The 13726-nt window shown below is 67.0% G+C and carries 16 protein-coding genes and 1 pseudogene; 12 read left to right on the top strand and 5 right to left on the bottom strand.

The window, feature by feature from the left end:
* Positions 1-27 precede the first annotated feature (27 nt).
* Positions 28-543 carry a polyketide cyclase gene (locus OG470_RS19845; RefSeq protein WP_328414336.1) on the top strand — a complete coding sequence of 172 codons (516 nt, stop codon included), beginning with the start codon at positions 28-30 and terminating at the stop codon, positions 541-543.
* A 219-nt stretch (positions 544-762) separates the two neighbouring features.
* Positions 763-1203, top strand: coding sequence for a hypothetical protein (locus tag OG470_RS19840; protein ID WP_328414334.1), 441 nt, complete (start codon positions 763-765; stop codon positions 1201-1203).
* A gap of 395 nt (positions 1204-1598) precedes the next feature.
* Here OG470_RS19840 and ribD read toward each other — a convergent pair whose 3' ends face one another.
* The 4 genes from ribD to OG470_RS19820 all read right to left on the bottom strand — a co-directional run bounded on the left by ribD (position 1599) and on the right by OG470_RS19820 (position 5133).
* Positions 1599-2483 (bottom strand): bifunctional diaminohydroxyphosphoribosylaminopyrimidine deaminase/5-amino-6-(5-phosphoribosylamino)uracil reductase RibD, encoded by an 885-nt coding sequence (gene ribD / locus OG470_RS19835; RefSeq protein ID WP_328414332.1) that lies wholly within the window; start codon positions 2481-2483, stop codon positions 1599-1601.
* Positions 2483-3727, bottom strand: coding sequence for a hypothetical protein (locus OG470_RS19830; protein WP_328414329.1), 1245 nt, complete (start codon positions 3725-3727; stop codon positions 2483-2485). The genes ribD and OG470_RS19830 overlap by 1 nt, the downstream gene beginning before the upstream one ends.
* A gap of 288 nt (positions 3728-4015) precedes the next feature.
* On the bottom strand, positions 4016-4210 hold the full coding sequence (locus OG470_RS19825) for a DUF397 domain-containing protein (RefSeq protein WP_328414327.1): 195 nt from the start codon (positions 4208-4210) through the stop codon (positions 4016-4018).
* Entirely contained in the window at positions 4207-5133 is a 927-nt protein-coding gene (locus OG470_RS19820) for a helix-turn-helix domain-containing protein (protein ID WP_328414325.1), read from the bottom strand. Before OG470_RS19820 ends, OG470_RS19825 begins: the two co-directional genes overlap by 4 nt.
* Positions 5134-5524: 391 nt before the next feature.
* On the opposite strand from OG470_RS19820, the gene OG470_RS19815 reads away from it, so the two are divergent.
* From OG470_RS19815 to OG470_RS19780, 8 genes are all read left to right on the top strand, one after another.
* Complete coding sequence (locus OG470_RS19815; protein ID WP_328414323.1) at positions 5525-5782, top strand: hypothetical protein; 258 nt, start codon at positions 5525-5527, stop codon at positions 5780-5782.
* Entirely contained in the window at positions 5779-6054 is a 276-nt protein-coding gene (locus OG470_RS19810) for a hypothetical protein (RefSeq protein ID WP_328414321.1), read from the top strand. Before OG470_RS19815 ends, OG470_RS19810 begins: the two co-directional genes overlap by 4 nt.
* Positions 6051-6284, top strand: coding sequence for a hypothetical protein (locus OG470_RS19805; protein WP_328414319.1), 234 nt, complete (start codon positions 6051-6053; stop codon positions 6282-6284). Before OG470_RS19810 ends, OG470_RS19805 begins: the two co-directional genes overlap by 4 nt.
* 32 nt (positions 6285-6316) lie before the next feature.
* The gene (locus OG470_RS19800) at positions 6317-7018 is read left to right on the top strand and encodes a GOLPH3/VPS74 family protein (protein WP_328414317.1); all 702 of its coding nucleotides are present in this window, start codon (positions 6317-6319) and stop codon (positions 7016-7018) included.
* 39 nt (positions 7019-7057) lie between these two features.
* The gene (locus tag OG470_RS19795; protein ID WP_328414315.1) at positions 7058-8551 is read left to right on the top strand and encodes an APC family permease; all 1494 of its coding nucleotides are present in this window, start codon (positions 7058-7060) and stop codon (positions 8549-8551) included.
* 18 nt (positions 8552-8569) lie between these two features.
* Entirely contained in the window at positions 8570-9232 is a 663-nt protein-coding gene (locus OG470_RS19790; protein WP_328414314.1) for a GNAT family N-acetyltransferase, read from the top strand.
* Positions 9233-9240: 8 nt separating this feature from the next.
* Positions 9241-9861: a GNAT family N-acetyltransferase gene (locus OG470_RS19785; protein ID WP_328414313.1), complete on the top strand. Its 621-nt coding sequence runs from the start codon at positions 9241-9243 to the stop codon at positions 9859-9861.
* Positions 9862-10477: 616 nt separating this feature from the next.
* On the top strand, positions 10478-11986 hold the full coding sequence (locus tag OG470_RS19780; protein WP_442930917.1) for an ISL3 family transposase: 1509 nt from the start codon (positions 10478-10480) through the stop codon (positions 11984-11986).
* Here OG470_RS19780 and OG470_RS19775 read toward each other — a convergent pair.
* Positions 11960-12244: a hypothetical protein gene (locus OG470_RS19775; RefSeq protein WP_328414311.1), complete on the bottom strand. Its 285-nt coding sequence runs from the start codon at positions 12242-12244 to the stop codon at positions 11960-11962. The genes OG470_RS19780 and OG470_RS19775 overlap by 27 nt on opposite strands.
* Positions 12245-12531: 287 nt before the next feature.
* On the opposite strand from OG470_RS19775, the gene OG470_RS19770 reads away from it, so the two are divergent.
* Positions 12532-13173, top strand: coding sequence for a DUF7003 family protein (locus OG470_RS19770; RefSeq protein ID WP_328414309.1), 642 nt, complete (start codon positions 12532-12534; stop codon positions 13171-13173).
* A gap of 172 nt (positions 13174-13345) precedes the next feature.
* Positions 13346-13456, top strand: a pseudogene (locus OG470_RS19765) (ADP-ribosylation/crystallin J1); the annotation flags it as partial.
* Positions 13457-13726: the final 270 nt, after the last annotated feature.

Below are 13726 nucleotides of genomic sequence, written 5' to 3'. Positions count from 1 at the left end.
TGCCGGGCGTTGGTGGAGGATGGGTGCATGATCGGTGACCGGTGGGGCGTGACCGACAGCGAGAAATTGCGCTGCTATCCGTGCGACGACTTCGTCGTCTCACCCGCGCTGCAGGCGTGGCGGGGTGTGCGCGTCGAGGCGTCTGCCGAGGTGGTGTGGCCGTGGGTTGCACAAGTGCGGCTTGCGCCGTACTCCTATGACTGGATCGACAACCTCGGCTGCCGTTCACCTCGAGAGCTCGTAGGCCTTCCCGAGCCGCAAGTCGGAGAGAGATTCACTACTGCTGGCGGGCGGGAGCTGGGCAGGATCGTCTCGGTCGACCCGGGGAAACAGCTGACGGGCACCATCATGGGCGCCTTCATGTCCTACGTCCTCGTGCCCCAGGAGCACGACACGCGCTTGCTGCTCAAGGTCGTCATGCAGACCACCCGCTGGGCCGCCCTCGGGCTGTCCGTCGGCGACCTGATCATGGCTCGACGTCAGCTACTGAACCTGAAGCAACTCGCCGAGCGTCACCACCACCAGGGCACGGCCAAGGATTGAGGATCAAGCCTCATCGGCAGGAGCGGACGCTGGCGGGGCGCGGTCAGCGGCAGTTGAGTGCATCTGCAACGAAGGGCAGGGGCAATTGATAACGCAGGTAATGGGTACCCGCCGTAAACCGAGGACTGCCGGTTGATGACGAACGTTGATGAGCTGTTCGCGGCACGTTTCGCCTTCCCGGTGGGCGACCGGGTGCGAGGCACCGTGTGTGCCGTCCCGATGGGTGCGGGACGGGCAGGGGTTCTGGTAGACCTTGGTCGGCCGCCGCAGGGGTGGGTCGACGTCCTGCACCTGCCGGACGACCCGACCGACTGGCCCGCGGTCGGCAAGGCTGGACTCTTTGAGGTGTTGCAACACCGGCCCGGCCAGGTGCGGCTGTTTCCGTTGGACGCCGGGATGCGCAGTCGTAGGACCCGCTTCTCGCGCTGGTCGGGTGAGGAATGGGCCGCGATCACCCGCCGGTACCCCGAGGGCGAAGTTGTCGTGGGAACCGTCACCAACGTTTTCCCAGGCAACCGCGAGTACACAGTCGCGTTCGACGACTGCTGGTCGGCGGTCGAGTATGAGGACAATGCGCCCTCGGTCGGCTGGAGCGGCCCGTTCCGCGTGACCCGACTGCTGGAGTGGACCCACCGAATCCTGCTAACGCCGGCGGCGTAGCGATCGACCAGATGGATGGGCAAAACCACGTCGATCGGGCCGAACGCCTCGGGTTCCGACGGACCGGCTGACTCACTCAACTCGGCAGATTAGGATGAGTTCGCACGGACGGCGGCGTTGGCCGGCGAAGGCATGGGCCCGTCTGCTGCGGAGACTCACCGTGTCGAGGACAGTCCCGATCGTTCTCGCGGCGGAGCCAGTTGCAGCCGTCCTGGTGCGGCCAACTCAGGCCGTCATAGTTGGCAGGCGACACACGCCTACGCGTCTTGCTAGGACCTAAATGGACACGAACCCGCACGCGGACACGCAACTCTCGGCGTGACGTGTCTTGTTGTGCCTGCCGGTTAATACTGCGCGATGATCAGCAAGTCTCCAGATGCGAGTCCTATTCCGCGCTACACGCTGAGGCGTCGCATGCGGGACGTCAACGAGTCCGCGTGAGCCGCGACTTCGACCAGTCGGAAGCCAATCGGAATGAGGTCGGATTGGACCACGTCCAACGCTTGAGACGGGTCAGTTCGCGGCACAGAGACGACGAGCTCGTCGACGGCGTGCAGGTGCGGTCGCAACGCGGCACCGTGCTCGTGGCCGACTACAAGCAGGCTGCGTACGCCGGCTTCGTAGGCGGCTGACGGCCACTGCCAGAGGCCGACATCGATGTCGGCATCGCCGGGTAGTGCGAAGTGCGCGCTAGCGTGGCCTCCTGGGATGCCCTCGTCGAGGGTCTTGCCCGCGATGACGAGGTCAGCGTTCGCGCGAAGGTCGAGCAGGAGCCGTTCTTCCGCCGCCGATTGATGCCCGCCATCTGCTGCAAACGCCCAAGTCAGGTACGGCCTACGGCGCACGGTCGCGGTCAGCCACGGCTCAAGGACGGTCAGGGCTTCGTCGCGCAACACGTCGGTCTCGACCTCGACGCCTGCGGCGGCGAGCATCGAGGCGCCACCTTCACCGCGGGACGTTGGGTCCATGACGGCGATGACCACCCGAGAGACACCGGCGTTGATCAGCTCCTGGCGACACGCCGGCGTGACTCCGACGTGGTTGCATGGTTCAAGCGTGACGATAGCCGTACCGCCGCGAGCCGCACCTCCCGCCGCGTTGAGAGCGTGAGCTTCGGCGTGCGGCTCTCCTTTGCGGCGGTGAAACCCCGCACCAACTACCGTTCCATGCTGATCCAAGATCACGCACCCGACGGGCGGGTTCGGGCTCGTGGTGCCCAGCCCAAGAGCGGAGAGGGTGATGGCATGCCGCATCGCGGACAGCTCGAGGTCTGACGCCATCAGGCAGTCTCCACAAGGTCGTCGAGGAACGCACGGACGTCCGCCAAGTGGCGGTGCTCGTCAACAGCGGAGCCGATCTGACCGAGTTGGTGCAGGATCCGGCGCGATCCAGCTCGCCGAGCGATCGGTAGGGCGATATGCGCCGTGGCGGCGGCTTGCTCAGGCTGGTCAGCCGCTACATGGGCTGCGGCCTTGGTCAGCAGGGCTGCAGTGAAATCCTGGCGGTGGAGCGATGGGATCGACGGCAACGCGGCGTCGAGCACCGCAATGGCCTCGTCTGGCCGACGCCCGATTCTCAGGCATGTGCCTCGATGAACCTCGATGTAGCCGCTTGTGCAGTAGGAGGCGTGCTCGCCTTCGGGCTTACCTGGGCCACGGTCCGCAGCCCACTCATGCGCGTTGTCCAGGAGTTGCATGGCCTTGCGATGCTCGCCGACTGTGGCGAGCGCGTGGGCATGCTGCACGCGGAGTGCCGCCCGCACCGGGCTGGGTACCTTCTTGTCCTGCAGCATCGCAGCTTCGGCTACTTCGATAGCACGGTGCGGCTTTGAGGCGATAAGCCAGTGCTGACTGCTGCGGTACGTCGCCCACGCTGTCATGGTTGGATCAGCGATCTGATCTGCCCAGTTGAGCGCCTTCCGGGTCCAATGCTGGGCGGATGGGGCGTCGTTGAGCGAGTGGTTCAACCAGGCTGCCGATTCGGCGTACTGGGCCGCGAGGCGTACGAGGCTGGGGCGAAACGACGATGGCACGTTGTTGAGCAGCCGGTCGAGCAGATTGAGCTGAGCCGTGACCCCGATCAGGGCGTACTGCGGTCCGAACAGCTTGTCGTTCTGGACCAGCAGGTGCCATTGGGCTCGCAGCTGATAGATCGTCTCATCCCAGCTTCCCGGCATCGGCTGCTCAGTGCCCCGTTTGGCGGTAGTGGTGACGTCGGTACGCCGTGGGCTGTAGAGGTCGAGTTGGCCGTCGCTGGCGACACCGAGAACGTGGCGAAGAGCGGCGCGACGCTCTTCGCTGGGCCAACGGTGCTCGCCACGTTCGAGCTTGCCGATCCAGCGAGCGTCGACGTAGTGCGCGGTGAGGACCCTGCCGGGGTAGAGCCGATCAAGAGCGGCGTTGACGGCGTCGGCCAGCTCGCTGCGCGACAGTGATTGACCCGGCCGCCGAGGTGAGGCTAGACGCCGGCGGGCACCGCTGAGCAGGGTGTTCGGGCTGATTACCGTATCCGGGTGGCGGGGCACTACCGGTCCCGGCGCGTTCGCAGGTGAAGGCTGAGACCTTCGTCGCCGTCACCTCTGGGCTGCCGACCGAGTTCGACAACGGTATCGGGATGACGTGACACTGGCTCCCCCTTTCACGTCCACCCGTAGCGGGCGCTTCGCTGCTGCTGGTCGGCTACTCGAAGCCATGTGGATTCGATGTCCAGGTTGCCAACATCGGGCCCAGAGGGCCACGGTTCCATTGGGATCAAGCCCTCGAGTCGAAGGTCGAGCCACACCGTATGGCGCTGCAGCGCACTCTGGCCAGGGTCAACGGCTGAACTTGCCGGCCCGGATGCCGCCAGTGAAGGCGCTCCAAGTAGCGGGTCGGAATTCCAGTATCGGGCCGGTGACGTCCTTCGAGTCGCGCACGCCGACGGTGCCGTCGCCTGCGTCGGCGACCTCGATGCAGTTGCCATCGTCGCTGCGGGTGGATTTGCGCCACCTCGTATTTCGCGAGTTCATGCGGAAACTCCTTCGATGGGTGACAGGTCCTGCGCCGCGACACGGAGCAGATGAATGCTGACGTCAGGTGCAAGCGCGGCGGCCTTCAGCCGGCTGTGCAGGCTCAGATAGGGCTGGACCTCATCCGGCTCGGTGTAAATCAGATCACTCGTGAGCATGTCGGCGGCGACAGCCACGGATTCCGGCGTGTCGCGATAGCGGTAGATCGAGTACGCGGACCTGGGCGCGCTGTGGCCCTTGATGGAGGCGTCGATCGGTAGCACGCGGACGGTCACGGTCGGGTGTGCAGCGCAGACGGCGACGATGTGCCGGAACTGGTCGGCGACGATGTGTGGTTCGGCGGCACAGCGTCGGATCGCGATTTCGTCGAGCACGACGTCGTAGCGCGGCCCGCCGATGGCGAGTAGCAGTTGCTGTCGGTGCGCTCGGGCAGCGACCGCTGCGGCGGGGTCGAAGGTCTCGGCGTGACGGGCAGGGTCACTGCGCAACCGAGCATCGGCAAACCCGGTCGTTTGGAGCAGGCCGGGAACCAGCGCCAGGGCATACTCCGTGATAGTTCTGGTGCCGCTCTCCAGGTCGGCGTAGGTGGCTTGCCGGGCACCCATTCGTTCCGCGTCGGCCATCCACCATCCTTGCGCCCAGCCGTCGGTCGCCGCGTCCATGATGGCTGTCCGCCGGTTGGCGCCAACGGCCAGATAGTCACAGATCGCGCTGACCAGATCGATGTCGGGGCCGAGGTGTCCATTCTCCACGGCACTGAGCTGTTGCCGCGGGAACCCAACGGCGCGCGCGAGTGGTCCAGCGGCCAGTCCGTGCTCGTTACGCAGGCGCCTGATCTCGCGCCCAAGCCATCGTCGCCGGACGTACGGACTGGGTCTGGTCACCGTCAGCCTCCACGGCTTCGTCTCAAGCCGGTCGACCATGCGGCCGGCTCGGTGATCTCAATGTAACCCCGACAAACGGCGAAAGGATCTTGAAGGAGGTTCCAAAACAACCATGAATTCGCAGCTCAGAGGGCGGTCGGAACGGAGGTCGGTACACGAGGTCGGACCAGAGGTCGGCATTCCCAGTCGTACAGCATTCCGTGATCGTTGACTCGCAATCAGTTGTTCGCAAGTGGGCCAGACCCACCAAGCGGTTGCTCAATCGCCCGAGATCCAGCTGGACAGGTGCCTGCTTCGGCACTACCCAGGCAAGCAGGGTGCAGGGGCCCGTCGCGTCCCCCGCGCGAGTCGGTCCCTGCACCCGCCGGACGGGTGCGCGGCCAGGGCCGGACGGTCCGGCCGCGCACCCACCCAGTGAGGGGAGATGACGGTGGCGAAACGGATCAAGTGGTTCGTCGCGGCACAGGACGGTCAGCAGTACAGGCCGCTCGGCATCGACTGCGAAGGCGCGGCGACGTTGTTCGGTCACCACGGCGGATGGAACCGGACCCGCGCGGCCGGCCCGGACCAGCCCTCCCCTCAAGAGCTCGCTGCGGAAAACCGTGCCTTCTGGGCGGGTCTTGATCGGGTGCCTGCCGATTGGCAGATCCGTCTCAACCCTCAGGGCGACGAGAAGCCCGCACCATGAACGACCCAGGCAATCTGCCCACCGCCGAGCCCGGGACGCTGCTGAGGCTTGGCCCCGACGATTGGTCTCTCGGCCGGGACCTAACCCCTGGCCCGCACGTCGACGTCGTCGTCGCCTGGCTCCGCACCGACCTCGCGCACCTCAGCGAAAAGTGGATGTGGGTACGCGGCCACCGACCCCAATGCGACTACCCCAAGGTTGATCTACACCCGCCCTGTATGGAGCTACGCGTCAGCGTCGCCGCGCTACGCCGGATTGCGCAGACGCCGTGACCAGCACCGACGAAAGCGCTCGCCCCGTCGACCGTTTCGAGTCAGCCCGCCTGACGGTGATCCAGCACGTCGATGACCGCGCCTGCTTCCACTGCAGCGACAACGAATGCCAGCAGCACGCCTGGGCGGTGGAGGAGCTCACCCGCCACGCCGGAGGCCGATTCCTCCTCTGCCGGCTCGGGCTGCTTCCCGCCGCCAGCCACTCACTCCCGGAAGGCCAGCTGCGGTGAACAGACCCCCAGGCGCGGCCGATGAGCACGCCATGCCCGCCCACAGCGAGCCAGTACCGCCACATCGGCCTGTGAAAGCCGTCGGTACCGCTGCCGCAATATCCCCGCGCATCGCCGATGAGTTCTTCTACATGGCCCACGACGACCAGACCGGCCGGCCCCGGCTCTACGACACTGGACTGGCCTCGGGCCTCGCCGCCGCGCTGCTCATCGAGCTGTACTACGAACGCCGCATCACGTTCGAGCACGGGAAGGTCCAAGTCCTCCACACCTTTCCGCCGAAGGATTGGCTGCAACACTTCGTCCTCGACCGGTTGATCGCTCAGCCGCAGCACACCGACACCCGGACCTGGCTGACGTTTATCGCCACCACCGCCTACGAGCAGGTCGCCACACGCATGTGGCAGGTCGGGCTCCTCCGACAGCAGCAAGTCAGCCGGCTCTGGCGACAGCGCACCGTCTACGTGCCGACCGACATCAACACTGCCGCCTGGTCGTGGGCACGACTGTCGCAGCAGGTACGCAACTACCGGCAGCTCGACCATTTCGACATCGCGCTGGCCGGCCTGACGCTGCATACCCAGCTGGACACAGCCCTGCTCGACGGCGCGCCGTACAGCGCTCAGGCGCACCTGCGCCAACTGGTCAATCAATCGTGGCTACCGCTACGTGACCTCCTCGCCGACCTCAACAGCGTCATCGGCGCAGGCGTTCTCAGCCACCGCACCTCCTGATGTGCGATTCACAAACCACCCCCAGGCGAAAGAGAAACCATGCCCCACTCGAAACCTGACACGGTCACGGCTGTCCTGGCACGCGGCCGACTCGGAATCCCGTCCGTGGTGTTCTTCGTGATCGCCGCGGCCGCGCCACTCACCGTCATCGCCGGCGGAGCAACCACCGGGTACGCCGTTACCGGTGTGGCGGGCATTCCCGTGTCGTATCTGGTCGTCGCCGCCGTGCTCGCCTTGTTCGCGGTCGGCTACGTCGCCATGTCCCGGCGGATCGTCAACGCCGGCGCCTTCTACACCTACGTCACCCGGGGACTTGGCCGCCCGGCCGGCGTCGCCGCAGCCATGGTTGCGCTACTGGCCTACAACGCCATGCAAATCGGCCTGTACGGCGGGTTCGGGGCGGTCCTCGCCCAGTTCCTGCAGAGCCAGTACGGCTGGGACACCACTTGGTGGCTGTGCGCTCTGATCGCCTGGGCCGTCGTCGCCGTTCTCGGTTTGCTGCGCATCGACCTGAACGGCAAGGTGCTGGCGGTCATGCTCATCGCCGAGTGCGCCGTCGCCCTCGTCTTCGACGCGGTAATGGTCGGCCGCCCCGCCAGCGGGACGGTCACCTTCGACACCCTCGCCCCGTCGCACATCTTCGCCGCCGGAATCGGCGCCGCACTGGTCACCGCGATCACGGGTTTCGTCGGCTTCGAGGGCACCGTCGTCTTCAGCGAGGAGACCAAGGACCCGCGCCGGACCGTACCGCGTGCCACGTACATCGCCGTGGCGATCACCGGTCTGCTCTACGGCCTGTCGGCGTGGGCCATGTCCGTCGCCACCGGTCCCGACAGGATCGTGGAAGCCGCCCGCGCGGACGGGACCGATCTGATCTTCAACCTCGTCGCGCCGCACCTCGGCACGAGCTTCGTCACGATCGGCCGCGTCCTCTTCATCACCAGTTTGTTCGCCGCCCTGCTGTCGTTTCACCACACCGTGGCCCGGTACCTGTTCGCCCTCGGGCGTGAGCGGGTGCTCCCCGCCGCGCTGGGTCGGACCAGCCACCGCACCGGCGCGCCGAAGGTCGGTTCGATCGTCCAGAGCGTCGTCGCGGTGGCCGTACTCGTCGGCTACGCGGTGGCGAACGCCGACCCGATCGTGCACCTCTTCTTCTGGGTCACAGTGACCGGTGGCCTCGGCGTCCTGGCCCTGATGACCGTGACCTCTGCCGCGGTGGTCGGCTTCTTCGCCCGGATCAGACACACCGAGGGGCCTTGGCGGGCCGTCGTCGCGCCGCTGATGGCCACGATCGCGCTGGCGGCGATCCTCGCCGTCACCGTGCAGGAGTTCGACACCCTCCTCGGCGTTCACCCACACTCGCCGCTGCGCTGGCTCTTCCCTGCCACGTACGCCATCGTCGCCCTCCTCGGCGCGGCCTGGGCGCTGGTCCTTCGCACCGCTAAGCCGGACGTCTACAACGCCATCGGCCTCGGCGCGGAGAGCGCCACCGCGTCCCTCCGCAGCCCTGCCGCCGTCCGTCAGCCGGCCTGACCTACATCAGGAGTGACCATGACCGACATCGGCACCAGCGTCACGGTGCGCCAGGCAGGCCGCAGCGACGCGGAGGATTTGATTTCCGTCCTCGCCGAGGCGTTCTTCGACGGGCCCGTAGCCGACTGGCTGGTCCCTGGCCACAACGACCGCCGCGCCGTCTACCGCCGTTACTTCGAGCTGGTCTTGAACCACGGCTTCGACAACGGCCACGTCGACACCACCGCAGACCTATCCGCCGTCGCGATCTGGTACCCGCGCCCCGAACCCCCGCCCAATGGCTCACTGGAGCATCCGGCAGTGCTGGAAGCGGCCACCGGGGTGAACGCGCCAAAGTTCTCCCTCCTCGACGCGGTGTTCGAGGCGTATCACCCGAGCGAGCCACATCACTACCTCGCCTACGTCGCCGTCAGCCCCGAGCAGCAGAACCGCGGGGTCGGCGCCGCGTTGCTTGGCCACCACCACCGCCAGCTCGATGCGCTCGGCATGCCCGCGTACCTGGAGGCCAGCAACCTGCGCAACCGCGAGTTGTACGTCAGACTCGGGTACCGAGCAGGGCCACCGCTGATCCTTCCCACCACCGGGCCGACGATCTGGCGGATGTGGCGCGGGCAACCCGACGCCGCCCGGCCTACGGGCTTTCCCGAGAGCGGACCGCTCCCACGCCGGAGGGCCCTGTGACCCCCGCGGTGAACACCCTGCTCGTACGACCCGGGCAGCCCGGCGATGTGGCAGCGGTCACCGCTCTTCTGGCCCAAGGCCTCGCCGATGATCCGGTGGCCGAGTGGCTTGTTCCCGACCCGGCAGAGCGGCAAGCCGTCTTCCAGGGACTACTGGCAATGGAAGTCGACCACTCCGTTGAGTGGGGCGACGTCGACCTGCTGCCGGACATGAGCGGCGTCGCGGTGTGGCGTCGACATCCAGCCGACGACGCGCCCGTGTTGTCGGATCACCACCTGGGCACCTTCACGAGGCGGGCGTTACCCCGGTTCCAGCAGCTCAGCGCATTGGTGGGCAGCTACCAGTCCGATGCCCCGCATCAGTGGCTGGCATGGCTGTACGTGACGCGGGACCGCCGCAGGCAGGGCATCGGCGCGAAGCTGCTCGCTCGTCACCATGAAGTCGTTGACCAGCTCGGTTACCCGGTGGACGCAGTGGTGACCAATCAGCCCGCCCGGGACTTCCTGCAGGCCAACGGCTACCTCGCCGGCCTGCCGCTGCACCTGCCGAGTGGGCCCCGACTCTGGCCACTGCGCCGCATCGCCCGCCCAGTCGCCGTCCGCCCTACAACGTCGAGCCGGATCGGCTGAGCACCCGATATCGCCCGACACCAGAGCCGCTTCGGCGGTGCAATGCCCCCCTATACCAGGCCCGACCTGCCCTTACACGAGCAAGGAGTCAGAGACCTATGGTCAGATCTATCGCCACCATCCCCCGCATGGCCGTGAGTCTTCTCGGGAGCATCCTGCTCACCGGCTGCCAGCCGGGCACGCCCATGGACCAGACGCCGGCTCCAGCCGCACCGCCAGCACCGGGGAATCAACTCGAGGCCACGCCGAGCGTGCCCTCGATCGGCCCTGGCCCAAAGCATCGACGCCACACAGGCCGACGGCACCACCGATCTGCCGTACACCTACCTGCACATCCAGACGTGGGCCCGGGCGACCAACATGATCACTCGCACGGACCTGCGGCGGTGGCGCCACGACGCCGACGGCTCTGGCCAAGAGATCACCCGTCGTCTCCCCGACCTACTCGGCGTCGACCATCAGCCGGGCCGCGACGAGCAGAAACTCTTCGCACAGGCCGCAGGCGGACCCTGGGCAACGGGTCTGTCAAGAAAACGGCTCTGGCGCAGAAACGGTGGTGGGCCGGTCCATTGTGGTCTGTCGCTTTGCGGAAGGCTGACGCCGGTGTGTCGGTAACTTGATCAAGACCTTGTTCCCGCAGCTGACTTCGCTGGTCATTGATGAGGTGGTGGATCAGGGCCCGGTCTTGCGGGTGCGGGCCCGGACGCCGACGGTGGCGGTGTCGTGCCCGCAGTGCGGCCAGCCGGCGGAACGGGTGCACGCCTATCACCGACGACGGCTGGCGGATCTGCCCGTCGGCGGTCGGGGTGTGATCATCGATCTGCGTGTGCGCAGGCTGCTGTGCCCGACCGAGTCCTGCCCGCAACGCACGTTTCGGGAGCAGGTGCCCGCGCTGACCTACCGGTGGGCGCGGCGGACCCGTGAGTTGACCGGGTTGGTCGGTGATCTGGCTGTGGTCGCGGCCGGCCGGGCAGGATCGGCGGTGCTGTCGCGGCTGGGCGTGCGGATCTCACGTTCGACAGTGCTGCGCGTGCTGATGGCCATGCCGATCTCGCAGGCTCCGGTGCCTGCGGTGCTGAGTGTGGATGACTTCGCGCTGCGCCGGGGCCGCCGCTATGCGAGCTTGCTGATCGACGCGGTCACCCATCGCCGTGTCGATGTGTTGCCTGACCGCAAGGCGGCCACTTTGGCCGCGTGGCTGCGGGAGCATCCGCAGGTGAAGGTCGTCTGCCGCGACGGATCCGCCGCCTATGCCGAAGCCATCCGCGATGGCGCGCCGCATGCGGTGCAGGTCAGCGACCGGTGGCACCTGTGGAACAACCTGGCCAAGGCGGTCGAGAAGACCGTCATCGCCCACAGCCGCTGCTGGCACGACATCCCAGCCCGCCCAGGCCAGGCCCTGGATCAGCGCACCCGCGAGCGGCATGCGGCCGTGCATACCCTGCTCGACCAGGGCGTTGGCCTGCTGGAGTGTGCCCGCCGGCTGGGCTGGGCCTTGAACACCGTGAAGCGTTACGCCCGGGCGAGCACCGCTGATGATCTGCAGCGGCCGCCGCGTTACCGGCAGACGCTGGTTGACCCGTTCCGGGATCATCTGCGCCGCCGGCGCGCCGACGACCCGAAGGTTGCGGTGACCCGGCTGCTCGACGAGATCCGCGAGCTCGGCTATGCCGGCAGCGCGAACTTGCTGGTCCGCTACCTCAACCAGGGCCGCGCCGAGGCCGAACGCACCCCGCCATCACCGCGCCGCCTGGTCTCCTGGCTCATGACCAGGCCCGAGAACCTTCCCGCTCATCACCACAGCCACCTGCACGACCTGCTCGCCACCTGCCCTCAACTGAGCGTGCTGGCCCGCAGGGTCGGTGAGTTCGCCGCCCTGCTCGCCGGACGTCGCGGCGAGGACCTCGACGCGTGGATGACCGCTGTCGACGCCGACGCCCTGCCTGCCCTGCACGGCTTCGTCCACGGCCTTCGGATGGACCTGCCCGCCGTCGTGGCCGGGCTGACCCTGCCCTACAGCAACGGCCCCATGGAAGGCGCCAACACCAAGGTCAAACTCCTGAAACGGCAAATGTACGGCCGAGCCGGCTTCGCCCTCCTACGACAGCGAATCCTGCTCGCGTAGACCAATCACCCCGACCACCGTTTCTGCGCCAGAGCCGTTCTTCTTACAGACCCCTTCGAGCGCATCGATCCGAGCCTCCTCAGCGCGGGCAGCGGCGTGGTCCTGGCCGAACGTCGTGGTCACCTGATCAGGAACGCCGGGTCCGGCCGACAGGGTCCACGATGCGATCAACTCGAAGTCGCGTTCAATTTCTACTGCATCGAACCGCTCGAGTAGCTCATAGTCCGCGCTGAACCTATTTTCTTGCAGGTATGGCAAGGCACCGTCCGCCTGGGACGTTTATGGTCCCCGTGCCCTCGCAGTCCTCGCACTCGAACCAGTACTCGTCCGGGTCGTCTCCCGGCCCGTTGTTGACGCGCTTGGGCACTTTAATCCTCCTCGGAATCCCAGGTCTCAACTTAGCGCCAGACAGCGGGAGCGCATACTGCTCGGTCCCACCATGACCCAATCTCGTCCCCCTAGGCCAGCCCCCGTGCACGCCACTCGAACAGCGGCAGATGCGCGCACCGATCATGGTGGAGAACCCGTGGCTACACTGCACGACCATGCGCTCCGCCGAGATTCTCGACCAGCTCGACACCGCGGCCGCAGACTTCATGTTTCCGGACCTGGGCCACGGCTACTACTACGCGGTTGATGCCCGGCTTCACGCCTACCGAGACGCGCAGCGTTGGGCGCTCATCGTTGAGGCGTTGGGATACTCGCCCAGGGCTGGCAACCTCATCGACGTCCTTCACGTCTTCAGCAACTGTCTGACCGAGGGCGAACCGGGCTACGGCAACGAGGACTTCCTGAGCCGGGTCGACAACTGGGACGAGATCGAGGACGTTGACCAGCCTGAGATCTATCACGGAACGTCGATTGTGGTACGAGGCCGGCGGATCGCGGTAGCCGCCGAGCGGGGTGAGGATCTGGTGGACGTGCTTCGCCGGCTCGTCCCGGACCACCGGGACCTGCTCCTGGCCGACGAAGTCGAGCTGCGGCGGCGGATCCCGGCCGACATCCCAGAGATCATGCGGCTGGATCAGTGGCACCACCCAGACCTTCTCCAGGACACAGTTCCCAGTCAGTCAATGACCTGCCGCCAGCTCGCCGACGTGTTGACGACAGGAGATGTGAGACGGTACGCACCAGACATGCCGCCCAACACGCACTGGTCCTACTGGCCAGAGTCCGGGAACCTGTAGCCCGGCCGATCGCGCACCGACAGCGGCAGATGAGCGCATGCGGGACCGCTCGCGCACGCCTTTCGGATGGCCGAGCCGGCCGGGCCACGGCGACGCTCGGGGCCGATCACCAGAATGTTGGACGCGTGGCTCGCACGGCCACCCCGCAACCACGATTGGCGAGGAGTAGACCATCGACAACTCCGGCACGATCACCCTGTGGCGGCCCACCGGGCAGGCCGAACTTGACCTCGTGGCGGCGTCGGGGTGGCGGGCTTGGCCACCAGATCTGAACGCCGAGCCGTGCGTCGGATGTCGGAACCTGGCGACGGCAGCCCCCGGTTTAGGAAGTGCCGATACGCTGCCGCATCGCGGGTCCATCACCAGGCTTGGCCGGCGCTACCCGCCCTGGTCCCTGCACCGAACCTGACCGCAGCTGACTCCCGCCGACCGTCCAATCGGGAACGCAACGGGCACCGGCCCCGGCCCCGGCCTTGCAAAGATCATGCGGTATGTCGGCTCGCGTCGGCTGCTGCGGTTGACCTGCTCGGTTTGTCGGCTGCCGCCGCTTCTT

The organism is Micromonospora sp. NBC_00389 (assembly GCF_036059255.1).
Lineage (GTDB): Bacteria > Actinomycetota > Actinomycetes > Mycobacteriales > Micromonosporaceae > Micromonospora.
The sequence above is the reverse complement of the archived record's forward strand: the minus strand, read 5'-3'. Positions and strand labels throughout refer to the sequence as shown.

Excerpts from the sequence above, each read along its gene's own strand:
- OG470_RS19845 (WP_328414336.1), top strand. The coding sequence starts at position 28 with ATGATCGGTGACCGGTGGGGCGTGACCGACAGCGAGAAATTGCGCTGC.
- OG470_RS19795 (WP_328414315.1), top strand. The coding sequence starts at position 7,058 with ATGCCCCACTCGAAACCTGACACGGTCACGGCTGTCCTGGCACGCGGC.
- OG470_RS19770 (WP_328414309.1), top strand. The coding sequence starts at position 12,532 with ATGCGCTCCGCCGAGATTCTCGACCAGCTCGACACCGCGGCCGCAGAC.
- OG470_RS19825 (WP_328414327.1), bottom strand. The coding sequence starts at position 4,210 with ATGAACTCGCGAAATACGAGGTGGCGCAAATCCACCCGCAGCGACGAT.
- OG470_RS19820 (WP_328414325.1), bottom strand. The coding sequence starts at position 5,133 with ATGGTCGACCGGCTTGAGACGAAGCCGTGGAGGCTGACGGTGACCAGA.
- OG470_RS19800 (WP_328414317.1), top strand. The coding sequence starts at position 6,317 with ATGCCCGCCCACAGCGAGCCAGTACCGCCACATCGGCCTGTGAAAGCC.
- ribD (WP_328414332.1), bottom strand. The coding sequence starts at position 2,483 with ATGGCGTCAGACCTCGAGCTGTCCGCGATGCGGCATGCCATCACCCTC.
- OG470_RS19840 (WP_328414334.1), top strand. The coding sequence starts at position 763 with ATGGGTGCGGGACGGGCAGGGGTTCTGGTAGACCTTGGTCGGCCGCCG.
- OG470_RS19810 (WP_328414321.1), top strand. The coding sequence starts at position 5,779 with ATGAACGACCCAGGCAATCTGCCCACCGCCGAGCCCGGGACGCTGCTG.
- OG470_RS19790 (WP_328414314.1), top strand. The coding sequence starts at position 8,570 with ATGACCGACATCGGCACCAGCGTCACGGTGCGCCAGGCAGGCCGCAGC.